This is a genomic window from Argonema galeatum A003/A1, assembly GCF_023333595.1.
Classification (GTDB): Bacteria; Cyanobacteriota; Cyanobacteriia; order Cyanobacteriales; family Aerosakkonemataceae; genus Argonema; species Argonema galeatum.
In genome coordinates, this window is record NZ_JAIQZM010000025.1 from 35,817 (window position 1) to 56,218 (window position 20,402).

Below are 20,402 nucleotides of genomic sequence, written 5' to 3' on the forward strand. Positions count from 1 at the left end.
TAAAATTCCTATCAAACTACAGTGAAATTCGCGGCGGTCAGGGCAGCATTATGAAAGATAGTAATGGTGTTTTCTGCGCTAACCGTTACTATAGAGAAAAAGCCGCCTCCATCGCTTGTGCCGCTGCTACTGATTGCGCCGAAAACACCAGCACCGCTAGTAAAACCAAGTCCAGCGGCAACTTGTACGATGTCATCAGCTACCCTAAAATCGCCAAAGCGATCTTTACCAGCATCAAAGATAAATCTATCCCGACCATCACCACCAAAAAGGTCGTCATCGCCAGGGCCACCTATTAGCAGATCGTCGCCAGAACCTCCTGTTAGTTGATCGTTACCTTTGTCGCCAAACAGAATATCATTACCATCTTCCCCAGAAAGGATGTCATTATTAGCACCACCCCTAAGTAAATCGTTTCCCGCATTTCCCAGTAGGTAGTCGTTGCCAGCATTACCGTTGATGACATCAGATACAACCGTGCCAAAAATTGTATCATCACCGGAAGTGGATATAGGTGGCGTTGAACCTTGAGGTTGCAAGTTAGGAATTCGGTAGCCAATATCTGCTAAAAGTGCCAGATCGATCCGTGTTGGTGAAATCCGAGTATTGGGGTAAGTTGGGTCCATAAGCACTGGCTGACCATCGCTTAAAACGCCATTTCTTACATGACCTAAGTCCTCTTCTAGAGGAATGGGCTGGCCTCCATTCACAGCCCTGGCATTAGGGCCATTAAATGAAGCTCCAGCACCTAATGTTTGAAAAATGGTTGAAGGGCCAATTCCCAAAATATGTCCTATTTCATGCAAAGCAACGCTGAAAAAATCAGTACTTCCGCTGGGAATATCGTTAGATGTATTGGGTGTGGGATCGAAGAACCAGTTTGTTGTTGAATTAAATGAGAGAGTACCTACAAAAGGTTGAAATTTAGAGCCATTTAACCTGTTATTGTAGATACTTCCCTCTGTATCAGCACCCTCGACTAATGATGCTGCTAGAGCGTCAGTAGCATCCCCAAATGGAGTAGGGGCTGCCCCAAGGTAAATTCGCAAATCGTCAATATCAGAAGTTAAAGTAACTTCCTGAAATCCTCCTGTTTGAGGGTTTGCTATACTAAACTGGATACCAGCCGGGACATCTTTAAACTCGTTTTGGATGTAGGATTCCCAGACTCCTGCTGCCGCTTCTAAAACAGCTTTTCGTGTCTGGTCAGTAAAGAATCTGTTGGTATCAAAACTGTAGTCAAACTGGATATTGAAACTATTAGTTAATACACCTGGTCTATCTTCATCCTGACCGTACACTATATAGTGTTCAAAGGCAGAAATTGCTCCTGTGTTTACAGCGCCCGCTACATCTGGATTTTGGTTGAGGTAAAGGCTGGTATTGAATAGGGGGCTGGGGTCGCGTCCTTCTTTGGTGCCGTACTGAATAAAATGGTCGTAGCCACTACGAAAAGTGCCATTGTTTACAGCTGTTGCTATATCTGGATATCGGCTGAGGTAATCATTGCTGTTAAATTGAAGAATGGGGTTGCGTCCTTCCCTTGCGCCGTACTCAATGAAATGGTTATAGGCACTCTTAAGGCTACCATTGGCTACAGCGGATGCTATATCTGGGTATTGGCTTAGGTAATAGTTGGTATTGAATATCTGACTGGGATTTCGACCCTCTCTAGCACCAGACTGAATAAAATGATCGTAGCCGCTGCTAATTTGTCCTTTGAGAATCGCCCCATAAACATCGGGGTTATAAAGGCGATAGTAGTTTTCGTCGAAAAAGGTGGTGATAGGAAGGGTCATAAAGAGGGGCTAGGGGTTAGGGAAGTCAAAAGTCAAAAGTCAAAAGTCAAAAGTCAAAAGAAATGGGCTAGGGAAGAGGGAAGAGGGAAGAGGGAAGAGGGGAAGAGGGAAGAGGGGGAGCAATTATCAATTATTATTCATCTTTTGAAGATGATATTCTACTGCCGGAGTAAGAGCGGCTAGTAGTAATAAAAGGGGTGTTAACCAATCTCCCCAACGGACATATAAAGTCTGACTCTGCTGACGATAAATTGTTGCCGCTTGTAGCTCATAAGTGTTAATTCTGGATAACCATTGGGTTCTGCCGTGAGGATCGATAATGGCAGAATAGCCTGTATTTGTAGCTCTTACGGCCCAACGTCCGGTTTCGATCGCTCTCATGATATCCTGGGCGTGATGCTGGGCAGCCATAGATGGCTTGTAATGGGCGTCATTAGAAGCGCTGAGGATAAATTCGCCGCCCTTTGCCGCTTGACGCTGGAAAAGCTTAGAAAAGGCAGAATCGTAGCATATCCCGACCATAGCGCGACCAAAGGGCGTTTCAAACACTTGAGTTGGTTTACCCCGAACTAAATGGGCGTCCAAAGGGGAAAGCTTGTCAATCAGGCTTCCCAAATATTGCTCAAAGGGAATGTACTCGCCTAAAGGTACTAACTTTACTTTATCGTAGCGGCTGAAAATCTTGCCGGTGCCGGTGACGGTAAACAAGCTATTTGTAAGATGGCGACCTTGCTGTCCAAAACCTCCTACCCAAGCAACTACGCCTTTTTCCAGAACTGCTGAGTAGAAGGAACGCGGAATCTGATTTGGATCTGTCCACACGAAAGGCAAAGCGGTTTCTGGTATTAAAACTGCATCAACTCCTTGGTCAGCTAAGGTGCGATAACCTGTGGTGTAGCCTTCAATGGCGCGATACCACCCGGCTGAATTGAATTTGATTTTGTTGGGAATATTGCCCTGAATTATGCCGACTTTTAATGCTGTTTCTGGTGGCTGATTTAGAGGACGATTATACAGTGCAAAACCTATAAGGTGTAAACCTGCTAAGATGCTAGCTGGGATAAGCAACTTGCTCAAAAGTCGGTTATGAAAAATTCTTTGTTCTTTCCCAATGACTAATGACCAATGACTAATGACCAATTCAGCAATTATGCCATTTACAGCTACAATTGCAGCTGTGACGGTGCTGGGGCCGGAAATTTGACCGAGGTGTAAAATGGCTAGATTGTGAGGACTTTGAGTGTAGGAGAGGGAAGTCCACCACAGGGAACCGGAACTCCACAAACCTTCTAAACCGCACCACAAAGCTGTGCCAATGAGAACGCGAACTAAACTATTTTGGATTTTGGATTTTGGATTTTGGATTAAATCAAAAATTGCTTTCGTGCCTATTCCCCAAAGGGTGACTAATGCAGATCCCCAAAGGGTGATGAATGTCCAGCAGAAGATGGTAATTAATAAACTCGGCCACCAGGGAACTCCTAGCCAGTCCATTGGGTGAATTCCGGTAATCCAAAACCCTGCTACGCCATGATAACCAATTCCCCATAATAAAGGATGAAGTATTAAGGAGAAAGGAGGAAAGATTTTTTTTGATTTTTGATTTGTAACTACTGCAATCCATAAGGGAATTAAGGCAATCCATGCGAGGGGCCAAAGGTTTAATGGTGCGGTTGTGATTCCCATTAAGATGCCGCCTAGCAGGGAGAAACTTAAGCGTAAATTGATTTTAATATTCATTCATTTAACAATTACTTTTAGCATTATATTCTTTGCCAAAAACCAGTGTTCTTTGATTTTAGTTATTTTTTTTAATAATGGACTGTTCCTGGGTATTTTGCTCTGATTTGTTGCCATTGTTCATTCGCGCTCGTTCTAAAAAGTAGGTTTTGTGGGTGTTCATTGTTCATTCGACATCTCCAGAAATTAAAGGTGCTAACCCTTGAACCCTTGTAGAGACGTTGCATGCAACGTCTCTACATTCTATGAAAGGAGATGTCTAATGAACGATGAACTTAGTTATTCTTCTTCTTCTCCTACTTCTCCTCCTTCTTCGCCGTTGGTGGGGGGGACTAGGGCGACGGCTGCGATCGCATCATCTTCATCCAAACGCTGCACGCGCACTCCCGTTGCCATGCGCGATTGCGGTGAAATCGCATTCACAGTCTGACGGATGATAATGCCTCGGCTGGTGACGATCATAAATTCATCATCTTGATTGACAATGTGCAGTGCAGCCAGTCGATCGGAGGTTTTGCGGAACTTGGTAGCGAGTAAACCCATACCCGCCCGATTTTGGAGGCGGAACTGAGACACTGGCACCCGCTTGCCGTATCCTCCTGTGGTAATTACCAGCGCCCAAGGGCCATTCATTTCCGGTTTGAGATTGGTGATTTCAGATTCAACTTTGTCTTCTTTGTCTTCTTCAATTTGCAATTCCAAATCTTCAATCTGCAATTCCTCACTGGAATCTGGAGCCGAATCTGGATTGTCTTCTATGTTGGCAATCACCGATCCCGGCAAAACGTCCATGCTAATGAGTTGATCGCCTTCCCTGAGAGACATCGATCTGACGCCTCGCGTGGCTCTACCCAAAGAACGCAATTGATCGTGGTTGGATCTAAAGTGAATTGCCATACCCAGACGCGACCCAATGATAATGCTATCTTCTGCACGAGCGCGTCGCACCCATCGCAGCTGATCTCCTTCTTCCAGGGAAATGGCGATTAATCCATTGGCTCTAATATTGCTAAAAGCTGCCAGTTCTGTTTTTTTGATATAACCGCCGCTGGTTAGCATTACTAGGTATTCATCGCTGGTAAATTCTGCGACTGGTACGATCGAGGTGATTTTCTCATCTCGCGGAATTGGCAGCATTTGGACGATCGGCACGCCGCGTGCGGTGCGAGATGCCGTAGGAATTTGATAGGCTCTCAGGCAGTAGACGACGCCGCGATCGCTAAAAAACAGCACGCTGTCGTGGTCGCAACAAGTTAAAAAGTGTTTTACGCCGTCATCTTCTTTCATGCGGTTAGCCGATTTGCCGCGAGTTCCCCGACTTTGGGCTTCAAAGGTGTTGATCGGCATCCGCTTAATGTAACCCTGTTCGGTTAGCAAAATCAGCGCTTTTTCGTTGGCGATCAAATCGGTGTCTTCGATTTCACCTTCTGCGTGTTCGATCGCCGTCCGCCTGGGGGTGGCAAAGGTGGTTTTTAGCTGAGTCGCTTCGGTTTCAATGATTTCCAGAATCCGCTCGCGCCGTGCCAAAATGTCTTTTAAATCGACAATTTGCACTTGTAATGCGTCGTGTTCCTGCCGGATTTTCTCAGCTTCTAAAGCTGTCAATCGCCGCAATTGCATTTGCAGAATTGCATCTGCTTGCGCCTCGGAAAGTCCATAGCTTTCGATCATTTCCAGACGGGCTGTGGGGGCGTCAGCCGCGTGGCGGATCAGTTCGATGATGCGATCGAGGTTTGATAAAGCAATCAGTAACCCTTGCAGCAGGTGGTCTCTCTCTTCTGCTTTCCGCAGTTCGTACTGAGTGCGACGGGTGACGCATTCAATGCGGAAATCGAGGAAGACGCTGAGGAATTTCTTGAGACTCAGCAATTGGGGCTCGCTATTGACTAGGGCGAGCATATTTGCCCCAAAGTTTGCCTGCAAGGGCGTTTGTTTGTAGAGGTTGTTGAGAACGACGCGGGGATAAGCATCTCGCTTTAGTTCGATGACGATTCGCATTCCGTCGCGATCGCTCTCATCCCGGATATCGGCAATTCCTTCTAACCGCTTGTCGTTGACCATTTCGGCGATTTTTTCAATCAAAGCCGCCTTATTGGTTTGGTAAGGCAACTCGGTAATAATAATCGCTTCCCGATCTGGACGACCTCGATGCTCGATCGTTTCAATTCTGGCTACACCCCTCATGGTGATGGAACCGCGTCCGGTGGTGTAGGCTTCTTTGATTCCAGATGTTCCCAATATTTGCCCGCCTGTGGGAAAGTCTGGGCCCGGTATATACCGCATCAATTGGATATCGGTAAGTTCTGGGTCGTGGATCAGCGCCACCAAGCCGTCAATCAGTTCGCCCAGATTGTGGGGCGGGATGTTGGTTGCCATGCCTACGGCAATACCGGATGAGCCGTTGAGCAATAGCTGGGGAACTCTTGCTGGTAATACTAGGGGTTCTTGCTGGGAACCGTCGAAGTTATCGCCAAAATTAACAGTTTCTGCCTCGATATCCCGCAGCATCGCTTCGCTGGTGAGGGATTGCAGGCGGCATTCGGTGTAACGCATTGCCGCTGGTGGGTCGTTGTCAACGGAACCGAAGTTACCGTGGCCGTTGATCAGGGGCGATCGCATGGAAAAATCCTGCGCCATCCGCACCAAGGCGTCGTACACCGCCGTGTCACCGTGGGGGTGATATTTACCCAACACTTCCCCTACTACACGGGCGCATTTCCTAAAAGGGCGATCGGGCATCAGTCCCAATTCGTGCATCGCATAAAGGATGCGACGATGCACAGGTTTCAGACCATCCCTGGCATCTGGGAGTGCCCGACCTACAATTACGCTCATCGCGTATTCTAGGTAAGACCGGGACATTTCGTCCCCTAAATCCGTGGGGATAATCCGCTCCTGGGAAATGGTCATACAGTGAAAAACTCCAAAAATGAGAGATTTAAGTCGCTATAGTGCAGATAACTGAGAAATTAGCGACCCTGACTTTAAACTATTGTCAAATATCATTAAAATTGTATCACATTTTGTCGTTCTTGGCTTGTGGAAAACAGGAGTCTCAGTCGGTCTGGAATCTAGCACCTTTAACGATGACGGTGATCAGCTAGCAATTAGATTTGCTATTTCTCATAAAAAGTCTCAATCAAGTAGGTTTGGTTGATGAAAGAAACCCAACTTACTTGATTGGTGGGTATTTTTTCCTGCATTGGGATACTCGCGTTCCTACTCCCGAATCAGCGGTCTCTACTTGCTGCTATGGTGGAAAAAATCCCCAATGCCTAAGTTTTTGTCTACCAGGTTCGGACTATGCTACCCGTAATTTACTCTGACGAGTTCCTGTTGCACGATACTGGCTTATATCACCCAGAACGTCCACAACGCTTAACTGCAATTGTAAAAGCTTTGCAGGCGGCACACTATGCTGACAAGCTGGAGTGGCAGGTGCCGACGCCGGTAGAGAAAAGGTCTGTGATGCCTATCCTGCAAAAGGTTCACTCGCAAGAACACATTGAGAGAGTGCAGCGAATAGCGGAAAATGGCGGCGGATATCTGGATGGGGATACGCCGATTTCTAAGAGTAGTTACGATATCGCATTGCTGGCGGTGAGTGCTTGGTTGGATGGGGTCGATCGCGTTCTAGCTACCTCAAACCCAGCTTTTGTGCTGGCACGTCCGCCGGGACATCACGCGGAACGCGATCGCGGCATGGGTTTTTGTTTATTTTCCAATGCTGCGATCGCCGCTTACTACGCTTTGGAACAACCTGGGATCGATCGGGTTGCTATCCTAGATTGGGATGTGCATCACGGCAATGGCACGCAAGATATTGTAGAAAATCATCCCCAAATTGGATATTGTTCATTGCATCAGTCGCCTTGCTATCCGGGAACGGGATATGCTGACGAAAGGGGAGAGTACAAAAACGTACTGAATATTCCGATGATACGGGGTAGCACTGTGGCTGAGTATCGCATAGAATTTGAATCCCAAGTGATGCCGTTTTTATCGAGATTTAAACCAGATGTTTTGATTGTCAGCGCTGGATACGATGCAAATGCTGCCGATCCGTTAGCGAGTATTGAATTGCTACCGCCAGATTTTGGCTTGTTTACGGATTATTGTTTGCAATTAACTCGGAAAATTTTGTTTGGTTTGGAAGGCGGTTACGATTTGACTGCGCTGGCAGAGTCTGTGGTAGCAACGATCGAACGCTGTTTGGTTTAAAACCAAAGAAACCCGGTTTCTTCGAGAAACCGGGTTTCTGCAACCTTGTTCTCGTGACCAGGTTGAACCCGATCGCGAATTCCCGGAGGTTCTACCTCCCAGCCGTGCAAGATCTCAAGCTAAAGAAACCAAGTTTCTACAAGCCATAACTTCTTATTAAGGTAAAAAATAATGATTCAAGTTGCTATCTTCGTTTGCGTCGGCTGGCTTTTCTCAGTTTGTCTCCACGAATTCGGTCACGCGATCGTTGCCTATTGGGGAGGAGATACTTCTGTAAAAGACAAGGGGTATCTCACCTTAAACCCACTCAAATATACCGATTTCAATTTGAGTTTGGTTCTGCCGTTGATCTTTCTGCTTTTAGGTGGAATTCCCTTACCGGGTGCGGCAGTTTATATCGACCAGCGAAGACTACGCAGTCGTTGGTGGAAAAGTGCGGTTTCAGCAGCAGGGCCATTTGCGAGTATTCTGGTCGCGGTTTTATTGACAATAACTTTTCGGTTTGGTTCGCCATTGCCATTAGGTGAATATAGGTGGATATGGCCAGCTTTAGCATTTCTAACTTACCTGGAAATATATGTAGTTATACTCAATTTGCTGCCTATTCCAGGTCTTGATGGTTATGGTATTATTGACCCGTGGTTACCTCCAGAAATTCAAGAGCGATCGCGAAAGTTCGGTCAATATGGAATTGTTATCCTCTTCATCCTGCTTTGGTTCGTGGAACCGCTGAATCGTTTGTTGGGAGATGCCGCTTTTTACATTAGCCAAATGGTTGGGATTCCATTGGGAATGGTGGGACTAGGATATGTTTTATTCAACGAATGGGCAAAGGTTTTGCTAGTAGTAGCAATTGCGATCGCTTTCGCGGTACGTCAAGTAACGCGAAAACCGCATGAGGTTTGGTATGAACGAGGTAATGGAAACATAAAAGGGCGAAAATATGAAGAAGCGATCGCAGCTTTTGACCAAGCTATTCGAGTCAAGTCAGATTTCCATGAAGCTTGGTATATGCGAGGTTATGCCCTACTGCAATTACAGCGGTATGAAGATGCGATCGCAGCTTACGATAAAGCCATTGAAATCAAATCTGACTATTGGGAAGCTTGGCACGATCGAGGTATTGTGCTAGAAGTTTTGCAGCGATATGAAGATGCGATCGCATCTTATCAAAAAGCGGTAGAAATTAAACCAGACTTCCATCTAGCTTGGGGCAAATTAGGGAAAATGCTAAATAATTTAGAACGTTACGAAGAAGCACTTTCTGCCTATGACAAGGCGATTGAAATACAACCTTATGACGCTAGTATTTGGACCGACAGAGGTGTGGCGTTAGGATATTTGAAGCGATATGATGATGCGATCGCATCTTGCGAGAAAGCGATTAAGATCGATCCTAGATACTTTTATGCTTGGTATAATAAAGCTGGTTGTTACGCCGAACAAGGCAAGGTAGATTTGGCAATTGAAGATTTGAAACAAGCAGTCAAAATTGACGCCGGTAAATTAAAAGATTGTGCCAAAACTGACAAGAGTTTCGATTCAATTCGCGATCGGCCAGCTTTTAGAGAGTTGATGGGTGAATAAAAGTAGGCTATGGTTAAGTTAACATACTCCAACCAACAATAGCCTCTTAAGTCTGCGTAAGCTGTTAAGCATTTAAATTTCTGAGGCGATCTAAGCCAGTAAAGGGGTTCAGCCTCTAAAATACCCAGTTTAAATGCTCAACAGCTTAGGCAGACTTCAGTCTGAGGGCAGTGCATGGAAGATATTATTGCCAAAATACCTATAATGGGTGAAGCGCTGCTATAAAACACTTGTTTAACTGTAAATAGACTCTTATGCCGAACTTCTAAATTTTCAATCTGAAATATAAGATAGTATAAGACCCGTTGTGAGGTGAGCGATGGCACTGGATTTGTCGAAATTTTACCAGGTATACAACCCCAGCAAGACCCTAAACGTGGGGAATGCCCAGGATCGGAAATATTATATCGATTTTTCCGCAGTACGCGGTGGCAAAATTATTGAAGAATTGGGACGAACGATCGCCCGCCTTTCTCCAGATGAGCCAACTTGCCAGCTGTTTACAGGACACATCGGCTGTGGTAAATCCACGGAACTATTGCGCTTGAAAAATGAGTTAGAGCAACAGAAATTTCATGTTGTGTATTTTGAATCTAGCCAAGATTTGGTAATGGCCGATCTTGACGTAACAGATATTTTGCTTGCTATTGCTCGCCAAGTTAGCGAAAGTTTGGAGCAAGCAAAAATCGTTCTGCAACCGCGAGGTTTCAAAGCTTTACTGCAAGGTGCGGCCAAAGTTTTGCAAACAGAAATCGAACTTTCAGGTAAAGCTTCGGTGCCGGGAGTTGGCAATCTCAAGGCTAGCACATCGGGAGAGTTTTCTGTAGGTTTCGGTATTGGCGAAATTACAGCTAAAACTAAAAACAGTCCGGATCTTCGCTCTCAGTTGAGGCAATATTTAGAGCCGCGTACAGATACGCTTTTAGAAGTAATTAATAAAGAATTACTGGAACCTGCAATTAAAGAATTGAAGCTGCAAAACAAACAAGGACTGGTAGTAATTATCGATAATCTCGATCGCATGAGTATCTCGGCGAAACCATCGGGTCGATCGCAGCCAGAGTATCTGTTTGTAGACCGAGGAGAACAACTGAAACAACTGAAGTGCCATTTGGTTTACACTATTCCTTTAGTGCTAACTTTCTCCAACGATCAAGGAATGCTGAATAATCGTTTTGGGGTGGAACCGAAATTATTGCCGATGGTGCGGGTGCGATCGCGCTCCGGGAGCGTGTATGATGAGGGTATGGAACTGATGCGACAAATGGTGTTAGCAAGAGCTTTCCCGGATGTAGAACCGCAACAGCGACTGACACTCATTTCAGAAGTGTTTGATTCTCTGGAAACCTTAGACCGTTTGTGCTTAGTTAGTGGCGGTCACGTGCGAAACTTGTTGGTGCTGCTTCATAGCTGTCTCCAAAAAGAAGATCCCCCTCTTTCGCGCAAGTGTTTGGAAGATGTAATTAGGAGACAGCGGGATGCGTTAATTCGAGCCGTTAGCGATCGAGAGTGGGAATTGCTCTTCCAGGTAGCAAAACAGCAAATAGTAAAAGGTGAAGACGAATACCAAACCCTCTTACGCAGTATGTTTGTATTTGAATATCAGGATGAAGAGGGAGGATGGTTTAGTATCAATCCAATTTTGGCAGAGGCAAAACAATTGCAGTCATGATGACTTTTTACCCAGAAAATGTAAAAAACGATGAATCCTTGAGAACTCTGGTGCGGGCAATAGAGTTTTCTCAAGGGCAGTTTTCGCTGATTTTGGCACGCTGCAACTATACAAATTTAAGGCAGCGCTTGATGCAACAGTTGCGCGAATTATGCCCGATCGAGTTGAGAGAATTAGTCATCGAGCCGTCTGCAAAAAACCTTTATACAGCTATTCGGGAAGACTCGAAAAAATCGCCTCAGCAAGCGATTGTTATTTCTGGTTTGGAGTTAGCGATATCTCTTGATGCCCTACTAATTTGCACCAACCAAATGCGGGAGGAATTTGGCGAAAATTTATCGTTTCCGGTGGTGTTGTGGGTGACAGATGAGGTACTGCAAAAGCTGATCCGAACAGCACCGGATTTTGAGAGTTGGGCAGCCGCTCCCATCGAATTTGAGATGGCAAATGATGAGTTAATTTATTTCATCAAGCAAACTACGGATGAAGTATTTGCTAAAGTTTTAGATGCCGGTGCGGGCATATTTCTAGACAATGCCGCTCTCAATTTGGAAATTGGTTCTCCACGTCGCATCGAACTGGGATCGGCACAGAAAGAACTGCAAAATCGCGGTGTGAGTTTAGATCCAGAACTAGAAGCCAGTTTGGAATTTGTTTTGGGTCGAGATGTTAATAATTTAACAGTGCAGTCTCGGCAAAATTACGAGAATAGTTTAGCACTTTGGCAGACTAGCGATAACCTGGAACGGCGAGGGTGCGTGCTGCATAGTCTGTCATTGTGGTGGCGCACTTACGGTATGCGGCATCCAGCCGAGCAGGGGCTAGCTTTCGATCGATCGAAAGATTATTTGCAGCAATGCGTTGAAGCTTTCGAGCGAGCTAATCGGCCTGATTTGGTCGCCAAATTTATCAATCCTTTGGGAGATGTCCTGCAAAGACTTCAACAGTGGGATGAGTTAGAAGTTGTTGCTAAAAAAGCGTTAGCTCTCCATCAAACCTATTCCGATTTGTTTAGATTGGCGCGAGTTTATGGCTTTCTTGCTGAAGTGGCGTTGGCTAAATCGGGTTGGGTACAAGCGCAGGAATACGCTCGAGAAGCGTTGGAGATTTTAGCAAATGGTGAAGAAATTGCATCGACTTCTGGTTCATCCGATCGCCACACCATTTTAGATTGGGAACGCTCATTTCATAAAGGTTGGTATTTGTTTGCGTTAGCCAGAGCGCAACTGCATTTAGGTGGGGTAGATGAGGCGATCGAAACCTTGGAAACTGCCAGGACGGAAACTAAACCTCAGTACGATCCAGAGCTTTATATTTCAATTGTATGCGAGTTGCGAAATGCTTACTTTCAACAATGTCAATATATAACTGCATTTCAGTTTAAGCAGGAGCAATATGCGATCGAGCAGCAGTACGGTTTTCGAGCTTTCATCGGTGCTGGTAGATTGCAGCCAAAACAACAAATAACTAATCCTGCCTTACCTTATGTCGAACAGGAAACCCAACAAATTTTTGCTTCTGAAAGGCAGCAAGATATCAATCGCTTAGTCGAGAGAATGAGTCGCGATGACCACAAACTAACGGTAATTCACGGACAGTCAGGTGTTGGCAAAAGTTCAATTTTGCAGGCTGGATTAGTACCGAAATTAAAACAAAAAATTATTGGTAGCCGTAATGTACTGCCTGTTTTGCAGCAAGTCTATACCGATCGGATTAAGGAACTGGGAAAACGTCTTGCAGAGGCACTTGTAGAGACGGGTAAATTCGCCAGCGATGGCATCGATTCGACGGCATCTATACTCGAACAGTTGCGAAAGAATGCCGAACAAAACTTGCTGACGGTGCTAATTTTTGACCAGTTTGAGGAATTTTTCTTTGTTTGCACCGACTCGATCGAGCGGCGTTTCTTTTACGATCTTCTGCGCGATTGCCTAGAGATTCCCTTTGTAAAAGTTATTCTGTCGCTGCGAGAGGATTATCTGCATTACTTGTTAGAGTTCCAGCGCATCACGAGTTTGCAGCCGATTAACAATAATATTTTGGATAAGAATATTCTTTATTACTTAGGTAATTTTTCAGCCAAAGATGCAAAATTAGTTATTCAAAATTTGACCGGACGATCCAAGTTTTACTTACAGCCAGATTTTATTGATGAATTAGTGCGGGATCTGGCGGGAGATTTTGGAGAAGTGCGCCCGATCGAATTGCAAGTTGTAGGCGCACAACTGCAAACCGAAAATATCACCACGCTGGCTCAATACAGGCAACGCGGGCCAAAGAAAAAACTGGTCGAGCGGTATTTAGAAGAAGTAGTTAAAGATTGCGGGCCAGAAAACGAACGCGCTGCCCAATTGGTTTTATACTTGCTCACAGATGAAAACAACACTCGCCCCCTAAAAACCCGCACTCAGTTAGCAGTCGATTTAGCAGCAGAAGCCGACAAATTAGATTTGGTGCTGGAAATTTTTGTGAAATCGCGATTAGTATTTTTGCTGCCAGAAACACCAGCCGATCGCTATCAACTTGTTCACGATTATTTAGTTGCTTTTATCCGCCAACAAAAAGGCGCTGCATTAATTGCAGAATTAGAAGAAGAGAGAAAGCAGCGTCGGATTAGCGATCGGAAGTTAAATCGTTTTCTGAAACGTGCGCTAGTAGGTTCGACGGCAGCAGTAGTTTTACTGTCAATTTCAACAGTTTCGGCACTGATATTCGCGCAGCAAGCACAAAGGGAAAAAAATCGATCGGAAATTGCCAAGATTGAAGCGCTGAATGCAGCATCGGAAGCACTTTTGCTGTCTCACGATCGGCTGGGGGCATTAACAAACAGCGTCAAAGCAGGTAAACAATTACTGGCAACAAAAGTATCGGATAATCTTTTGCATCAAACTGAAGAAACATTACGGCACGCGATCGTCTCGGACGTTCGAGAAGTGAACCGTTTGCAAGGACATAGCGATTGGGTAAATGCCGTTAGTTTCAGTCCCGACGATGAAACGATCGCCACCGCCAGCGCTGACAAAACTATAAAACTTTGGCGGCGCAACGGACAGGAAATTCGCACTCTTTCAGGACACAACGATCGGGTGACTAGCATTAGTTTTAGCCCTAACGGTGAGACTCTAGCTTCAGCTGACGGAAAAGGTATTATTAAGCTGTGGCGGTACAAAGACGGTAAGGAAATCAAAACCTTCCTAGCGCATAAAGGGTGGATTTTTAACGTTATTTACAGCCCTAATGGTGAGACTTTAGCCTCAGCCAGTAAAGACAAAACCGTGAAGCTGTGGCGCAAAGACGGCACACTTCTTAAAACATTAGGCAAACATGATGACAGGGTTACTGGACTCAGTTTTAGCCCCGACGGTAAGACTCTAGCCTCAGCTAGCCTTGACGGTATTATTAAGCTGTGGAGCAGCAAAGATGGTAAAGAAATCAAAACTTTTAAAGCACACAATAAGTGGCTCGCAAACCTCAGTTTCAGCCCAGACGGTCAGATTCTAGCCTCAGCCAGTGACGACGACACAATCAAATTCTGGAACAAGGACGGTAAGCTGCTCAAAACCATTCCAGCAAACAGCAACAAAGTCTATAGGATTCGTTTTAGTCCTGACGGTAAGACGCTTGCCTCAGCTGGTGAAGACAGTACATTGAAAATCTGGAGAGTTAACGACGGCATCTTGCTTCATACTCTCCAAGGACACAAAGGAAGCCTTGTAGGTATCAGTTTCAAACGCGATGGCAAGACAATTGCTTCCGCGAGTACCGATACCACTGTGAGAATATGGCAACTTGACAGCACGTCATTTCAAACTATCCAAGTAAATAGCGTTGATGATGTAATTTTCAGTCCAGATGGTAAGACGATCGCCTCAGCTAGTAATGACGACAAGCTCATTAAAATTTGGCGACTTAACGGCACATTAATCCAAAATATTCAAGGAGTTTCCGGTTTCGTCAGTTTCAGTCCCGATGGTAAAACTCTAGCTTTGGGTGGCGATAATCATACTATCAAGCTTTTACAGCTAAATGGCAAACAAGTCAAAATATTAGCAGGTCATAAAGAACAAATTAATACGGTTAGTTTCAGCCCCGACGGTCAGATGCTTGCTTCGGCAAGTAATGACAATACCATCAAACTTTGGCGCAAGAATAGTGTTTGGCCTAAAACATTTAACGGTCATACTCGTCCGGTCTGTTGCGTCAGTTTCAGTCGGAATAACCAAATAATTGCTTCGGCTGGTGATGATAACACCGTTAAACTTTGGCAACTTGATGGCAAGGAATTGGCAACAATTCGGGGACACAGCGATCGGGTTACTAGCATTAGTTTTAGCCCAGACGGTCAGACAATTGCTTCGGGAAGTGTGGACAAAACTATCAAACTCTGGGGTAAGGATGGCAAATTAATTCACACTTTCCAAGGGCATAATGCAGCGATTGCTAGCGTTAGTTTCAGTCCTGACGGTCAGATGCTTGTTTCGGGCAGCGATGACAAAACTATCAAAATCTGGCGCAAGGATGGCACATTGTTTCAAACTCTCCAAGGGCATAATGCGAAGGTCAATGCAGTCAATTTCAGTCCCGACGGACAGAGGCTTGTCTCGGCTAGCGATGACAAAACTATTATTATATGGAATTGGAAGATTCTGCGGGATTTGGATTTAGATAATCTACTCGATCGCGGTTGCAATTTGTTGCATGACTATCTAAAGACTAACGCTAATGTCAGTGAAGATCGCGATCTTTGCAAGAGTATTTCAGTGGTGTCGCCCACATCCGCCGGGGGTTCAAACCCCCGTCTCATAGCGAAAGTCCTCTAAAGAGGACTGAAATTCTCTTCCAGTCCTCTTTAGAGGACTTTCGCTATTAGCCAGGGACTTGAGTCCCTGGCGGGTTTTGGGTTAATATAGCAAAAGTCAAAAGTCAAAAGTGAAATGCTTGCTGTAAATTGGTTCTGGCGTTTTAGGATGCCCTAACCGCCCTGACGGCTGCTATAACAATGGTGCAAGTTATCAGTTTTAATGGACTGTCAGATTAGTATTCAGTCCACATGAGTGGACTTTAGCTATAAGAAAGGCGATTTGAATCGCAGCCCAAAAAGCGCTATAAGTTGACAAATAAATACGATCGCGCTAAGCTTAATTTACGATGTAAATAAAACCAATAACAATGACTGCACAAGACAATCCCCAACCCGAAAACTCGCAAGAAAACTCTTTGATAGGCAGAAATTTTTGGGCTAAAATCATAGCTAAAGCCTGGGCAGACGAAGAATTTAAGCAACGTCTCCTTGAAAACCCCACTAGAGTTTTGGAAGAAGAGGGAATTGCGATCCCAGAAGGACTTGAAATACAGATAGAACCTACTGATAATTCATTAGAATTTATTATACCGCCTGAAATTGAAGTTGAAACAAGACCGGGTGCTGAAGCGGTGAGGCTTATCCTACCGTTGCCAGAAAAAGCACCTGAAGTTACAGAGACAAATATTTATGAAGTATATAAGCAACCAGATCCTCCTGAAGTAGTCGTTCAAAAAATCCGAGAATTAGTGACAAGGGTGCCAGTTGACACCGAACAGGCGCAGGAAGTCTTGAAACAAATTAAAGAAATAGCCAGCGGTCAATCTTGTACTATTGAAGAAGCATTGGCAAAAATAAAAGGTTTATTTGAGCTAGAAGCTGTTTCCCCCGAGGAAATCATTAATACCAGCATAGGGTTGGCAGCGAGGGCAGTAACAACAAACGGAACAACCTGTAATCCAACCAAGGGAGACTGAGTTTTATAGCGGTTATATTGCTTTTTTAGATCCTAAATAAAATGTCACAATCTTTGATTCTTTCTTTAAAAAGAAACATTTTTCTGTTAGAACGATCGCCTGACGAAATAGATGTCCGTTCTCCTCTGGTTAATTTAACGTTCAAGCAACTTACACCCGGCTTACTGGCTGCACTAAAGACACTTGCTGCTGATGGCGCTACGGAGGAAGAGTTGAGTGACTTGGTGGTAAAAATTGATGGAGAAGCCGAACTTCCCAAGCTTTACTACTACTTGCAAAAATTCAGCGATCGATCTCTACTTTGCCATACCGTTGTTGCCGATGGAAGCCCTTTGGCAACTATTGTGCCTATCTCTCGCTATTATAAGTTCGATCTGAAAAAGATAGCTACAAACCAAAGCTATGTACTGTCCCGTTTTGCTTATTGCCGCAAATACAAAGAGCAAATGGTTTTAGAATCTCCCTTATCTTACGCACAAATAATTCTACAGGATTCGAGAAGCACAGCAATAATTACCGAACTTGTAAAGCCTTCAAGCTGTGGTGAAATTAACCTAAAATTTCCCAATATATCAGAAAATGGCCTGCAAATGTTCTTTATCCTCTTGTTGAATGCCCAAGCTATTTCCGAAGTGAAAGAGCGGGGTAAAATCCAAGAAGAAGAAAATATAAAACTTGCCCAATGGAGCTTTCACGATCTTCTATTTCACGCCAGAAGCAGACTGGGAAGACATATTAGTTTTTATCGAGATAATTCAGGAATTTTGCTGGAAAATAAGCCTCCTTCCGTTGTGAAGGAAAAGATGTCGATCGATACAATAAATTTATATAAACCTAATATTGAAAAAATCAACGAGACAGATTATCCTTTTAGTTTAGTGTTGGAAGAAAGAAAAACTATTAGAAATTACGCAGATAAGCCAATAACAGATAAACAGCTAGGTGAATTTCTTTATCGATCGGCGCGAGTAAAAAGCATTAAAGAAACAGAGTATGGGGAAAGAAGTAGCCGACCTTACCCAAGCGCCGGAGCAGATTACGAATTGGAAGTTTATGTCACTGTAAATAATTGCGAAAATATTTCTCCGGGTATTTACCATTACTGTCCCAAGGAACATCAACTTTGTAAGCTTGCCGAGAAAAATAGCAAAGTTGAAGCCCTTTTGCAAGGAGCGGGTGACGCAGTAAGAGAAAGTTGGGAATCTCTGCAAGTTTTAATTACAATTGCTGCTCGTTTTCAAAGAAGAAATTGGCAGTATGAAGCGATCGCCTACGCCACAACATTAAAGCACGTTGGTATTCTGTACCAAACATTTTATCTGGTAGCAACGGCGATGGATTTGGCTCCTTGCGCTCTTTCGTTTGGAGATTCCGATTTATTTGCAGCAGCAGTGGGGACAGATTACTACGCAGAAACTTCTGTAGGAGAATTCCTTTTGGGTAGTAAGTCAACGAATTAGCTTCAGCTTCGGTAAAATTGAGGTGCGATCGGGCTTATGGTGGAGTACGGAGTGCGATCGACAGTAGCCGATAATTTATCTGTTAATATCCGCCCATCCGTGTAAAAGATCTGTCCTGTACTGGTGAGGAGAGGAGATGAACGCAATTCGTTCCGTAGTAGGATTTCCAAATGAACATTTTTGTAGGAACACGGCATCATACATAAGTTGGTATAGATGAAAATTTTAATTATGCCGTGTCCCTAGAGCATAGTTGACCCGAAAGAACCGTGCGATCGCCCTTCTTCAAACTACTCAAACTTCCAACTTCTGTGCAGCATCCCGTTTATCTTCCGTCCTCAGTCGCCATTTTTTTGTATTAGCCGTTGATATCTCACACATTTCTCTAGCTTTCTGTTCAAAAGCTTTAACCATTTCCAGAATTTCTAGCAGTTCTTTTTCATCAGATTTTTGTTCTGTCATTGTAAGTTCTCCAAACGAGCTTTAATCCCCTTTACCATTATTTTCGTTTCCAACACTCGACCCAGTTCTATTGCCAAATCTTCTCCTGCTTCTTGAATTTGTTCATTTGTAGTCACCTTTCTTGAGAGATCTTCAATACGAGCCTCAATTTGCCTTCTTTGGGTAGCTACAAAAAATAAGGCTGTATTAAAAGACGCAAACATCTGAATAAGTAAGAAATTGTTGGGAAAACGCTCCAGCCTGACTCTGACTAAGTTAAGTCCCGCTGTTGCTTCCCGCTCGATTATATCTAACTCTTGGTTTAACCGCTCAATCAGAGCGTTCAGTTCTGATGGAATAGTCATGTATAATTTATACTATAAAAACCTAGCATTTGTCTAGATAAATTACATATATTTACCTTATGAACCTCTACCTGGGCATCGATTTTGGCACATCTGGCGCACGCGCCATAGTAATCAACTCGGCAGGACTTATCCAATCTGAAACACAATATCCATTTCAGAATTCAGCCAATTTAGCCCAACTTTGGCAACAAGCTTTATTCTCTCTTATCCAGCAAATTAACCCAGAATTACGACAAGAAATAAAAGCAATTTGCATTAACGGCACTTCCTCCACCGTTATGCTATGCGATATCGCTGGAAACCCAATCGATGAACCGATTTTATATAACGATGCACGGGGTGTGGAAGTGCTGGATAAAGTCAGGGAAATTGCACCACAAAACCATACTGTAATTAGCGCTACTTCTTCATTAGCTAAACTTTTAAGGTGGCAAGAAAAGATCTCCCATAGCCCCCCTTATCAAGGGGGGGATAAGAGAAAAGTTTATTTTTTGCATCAAGCAGATTGGTTGGCATTTCTGTTGCATGGAAAATTGGGAATCAGCGATTATCATAATGCTTTGAAACTCGGTTACGATGTGGAGCAACTTTGCTATCCTAAATGGCTAGAAAATTTAGAAATAGCAATTAAATTGCCCAAAGTTATCGTACCCGGTAATCCTATCTCGGAAGTAACATCTGAAATAGCTAATAATCTCGGTTTAAGGCGAGATTGCGTAGTTTGTGCTGGCACAACTGATAGTATTGCTGCCTTTCTCGCTAGCGGTGCGACATTTCCCGGTGAAGCAAGTACATCGTTGGGTTCTACTTTAGTAATAAAACTTTTGAGTAGCACTCGCGTAGATGATGCGCGATATGGAATTTATAGTCACAGATTGGGAGATTTATGGTTAGTTGGTGGTGCTTCTAATACTGGTGGTGCCGTGTTGCGAGAATTTTTTACCGATCCTGAATTAGAAAATCTCAGCCACGAGATAGATGCAGAAAAAGAAAATTTACTTGATTATTATCCATTATTGAAAGCAGGCGATCGCTTCCCCATCAACGATCCCAATTTGCCGCCGCGACTGGAACCTCGCCCCGAAAACCCAGTGGAATTTCTGCACGGTTTGCTGGAAAGTATCGCTCGCATTGAAGCACGGGGTTATCAGTTATTGCAACAATTGGGTGCAACTCCCTTGACCCGCGTTTACACTGCTGGCGGTGGTGCGAAAAATCCCACTTGGACAAAGATTCGCAGGCGTTATTTGAAAGTATCTATTTTAGAACCGACGCACAGAGAAGCGGCGTATGGTAGCGCCCTTTTAGCGATGCGGGGACTCAACGCAAATTAGTT

The 20,402-nt window shown here is 44.3% G+C and carries 13 protein-coding genes; 7 read left to right on the top strand and 6 right to left on the bottom strand.

Annotation, left to right across the window (positions count from 1 at the left end):
• Positions 1-11 precede the first annotated feature (11 nt).
• The 3 genes from LAY41_RS22480 to gyrA form a co-directional block, all read right to left on the bottom strand.
• On the bottom strand, positions 12-1,799 hold the full coding sequence (locus LAY41_RS22480; protein ID WP_249103091.1) for a hypothetical protein: 1,788 nt from the start codon (positions 1,797-1,799) through the stop codon (positions 12-14).
• 126 nt (positions 1,800-1,925) lie between these two features.
• Positions 1,926-3,539 (bottom strand): apolipoprotein N-acyltransferase, encoded by a 1,614-nt coding sequence (lnt, locus tag LAY41_RS22485; RefSeq protein WP_249103095.1) that lies wholly within the window; start codon positions 3,537-3,539, stop codon positions 1,926-1,928.
• A 279-nt stretch (positions 3,540-3,818) separates the two neighbouring features.
• Positions 3,819-6,449 carry a DNA gyrase subunit A gene (gene gyrA, locus LAY41_RS22490; protein ID WP_249103098.1) on the bottom strand — a complete coding sequence of 877 codons (2,631 nt, stop codon included), beginning with the start codon at positions 6,447-6,449 and terminating at the stop codon, positions 3,819-3,821.
• Positions 6,450-6,842: 393 nt separating this feature from the next.
• Here gyrA and LAY41_RS22495 point away from each other — a divergent pair, with 393 nt between their 5' ends.
• The 6 genes from LAY41_RS22495 to LAY41_RS22520 all read left to right on the top strand — a co-directional run bounded on the left by LAY41_RS22495 (position 6,843) and on the right by LAY41_RS22520 (position 18,257).
• A complete protein-coding gene (locus tag LAY41_RS22495) occupies positions 6,843-7,760 on the top strand; it encodes a histone deacetylase family protein (RefSeq protein ID WP_249103100.1) in 918 nt (305 codons plus the stop codon).
• A 171-nt stretch (positions 7,761-7,931) separates the two neighbouring features.
• Positions 7,932-9,347, top strand: a complete 1,416-nt coding sequence (locus LAY41_RS22500; protein ID WP_249103102.1) for a tetratricopeptide repeat protein — start codon at positions 7,932-7,934, stop codon at positions 9,345-9,347.
• 319 nt (positions 9,348-9,666) lie between these two features.
• Positions 9,667-11,019 carry a P-loop NTPase fold protein gene (locus LAY41_RS22505; protein WP_249103104.1) on the top strand — a complete coding sequence of 451 codons (1,353 nt, stop codon included), beginning with the start codon at positions 9,667-9,669 and terminating at the stop codon, positions 11,017-11,019.
• Entirely contained in the window at positions 11,016-15,839 is a 4,824-nt protein-coding gene (locus LAY41_RS22510) for a WD40 domain-containing protein (RefSeq protein ID WP_249103105.1), read from the top strand. The genes LAY41_RS22505 and LAY41_RS22510 overlap by 4 nt, the downstream gene beginning before the upstream one ends.
• A gap of 349 nt (positions 15,840-16,188) precedes the next feature.
• Positions 16,189-16,797 carry an NHLP leader peptide family RiPP precursor gene (locus tag LAY41_RS22515; protein WP_249103107.1) on the top strand — a complete coding sequence of 203 codons (609 nt, stop codon included), beginning with the start codon at positions 16,189-16,191 and terminating at the stop codon, positions 16,795-16,797.
• Positions 16,798-16,838: 41 nt separating this feature from the next.
• The gene (locus LAY41_RS22520) at positions 16,839-18,257 is read left to right on the top strand and encodes a SagB family peptide dehydrogenase (RefSeq protein ID WP_249103109.1); all 1,419 of its coding nucleotides are present in this window, start codon (positions 16,839-16,841) and stop codon (positions 18,255-18,257) included.
• A 2-nt stretch (positions 18,258-18,259) separates the two neighbouring features.
• Here LAY41_RS22520 and LAY41_RS22525 read toward each other — a convergent pair whose 3' ends face one another.
• The 3 genes from LAY41_RS22525 to LAY41_RS22535 all read right to left on the bottom strand — a co-directional run bounded on the left by LAY41_RS22525 (position 18,260) and on the right by LAY41_RS22535 (position 19,063).
• The gene (locus tag LAY41_RS22525) at positions 18,260-18,457 is read right to left on the bottom strand and encodes a hypothetical protein (protein ID WP_249103111.1); all 198 of its coding nucleotides are present in this window, start codon (positions 18,455-18,457) and stop codon (positions 18,260-18,262) included.
• Positions 18,458-18,551: 94 nt separating this feature from the next.
• Positions 18,552-18,719 carry a hypothetical protein gene (locus LAY41_RS22530; protein ID WP_249103113.1) on the bottom strand — a complete coding sequence of 56 codons (168 nt, stop codon included), beginning with the start codon at positions 18,717-18,719 and terminating at the stop codon, positions 18,552-18,554.
• A complete protein-coding gene (locus LAY41_RS22535) occupies positions 18,716-19,063 on the bottom strand; it encodes a hypothetical protein (RefSeq protein ID WP_249103115.1) in 348 nt (115 codons plus the stop codon). The genes LAY41_RS22530 and LAY41_RS22535 overlap by 4 nt, the downstream gene beginning before the upstream one ends.
• 59 nt (positions 19,064-19,122) lie before the next feature.
• Between LAY41_RS22535 and LAY41_RS22540 the strand changes: the two genes are divergently transcribed.
• Positions 19,123-20,400: an FGGY-family carbohydrate kinase gene (locus LAY41_RS22540; RefSeq protein WP_249103117.1), complete on the top strand. Its 1,278-nt coding sequence runs from the start codon at positions 19,123-19,125 to the stop codon at positions 20,398-20,400.
• The last annotated feature ends 2 nt before the right edge of the window (positions 20,401-20,402 follow it).

Coding starts and splice junctions, on each gene's coding strand:
- LAY41_RS22480 (WP_249103091.1), bottom strand. CDS start 1,799: ATGACCCTTCCTATCACCACCTTTTTCGACGAAAACTACTATCGCCTT.
- lnt (WP_249103095.1), bottom strand. CDS start 3,539: ATGAATATTAAAATCAATTTACGCTTAAGTTTCTCCCTGCTAGGCGGC.
- gyrA (WP_249103098.1), bottom strand. CDS start 6,449: ATGACCATTTCCCAGGAGCGGATTATCCCCACGGATTTAGGGGACGAA.
- LAY41_RS22495 (WP_249103100.1), top strand. CDS start 6,843: ATGCTACCCGTAATTTACTCTGACGAGTTCCTGTTGCACGATACTGGC.
- LAY41_RS22500 (WP_249103102.1), top strand. CDS start 7,932: ATGATTCAAGTTGCTATCTTCGTTTGCGTCGGCTGGCTTTTCTCAGTT.
- LAY41_RS22505 (WP_249103104.1), top strand. CDS start 9,667: ATGGCACTGGATTTGTCGAAATTTTACCAGGTATACAACCCCAGCAAG.
- LAY41_RS22510 (WP_249103105.1), top strand. CDS start 11,016: ATGATGACTTTTTACCCAGAAAATGTAAAAAACGATGAATCCTTGAGA.
- LAY41_RS22515 (WP_249103107.1), top strand. CDS start 16,189: ATGACTGCACAAGACAATCCCCAACCCGAAAACTCGCAAGAAAACTCT.
- LAY41_RS22520 (WP_249103109.1), top strand. CDS start 16,839: ATGTCACAATCTTTGATTCTTTCTTTAAAAAGAAACATTTTTCTGTTA.
- LAY41_RS22525 (WP_249103111.1), bottom strand. CDS start 18,457: ATGATGCCGTGTTCCTACAAAAATGTTCATTTGGAAATCCTACTACGG.
- LAY41_RS22530 (WP_249103113.1), bottom strand. CDS start 18,719: ATGACAGAACAAAAATCTGATGAAAAAGAACTGCTAGAAATTCTGGAA.
- LAY41_RS22535 (WP_249103115.1), bottom strand. CDS start 19,063: ATGACTATTCCATCAGAACTGAACGCTCTGATTGAGCGGTTAAACCAA.
- LAY41_RS22540 (WP_249103117.1), top strand. CDS start 19,123: ATGAACCTCTACCTGGGCATCGATTTTGGCACATCTGGCGCACGCGCC.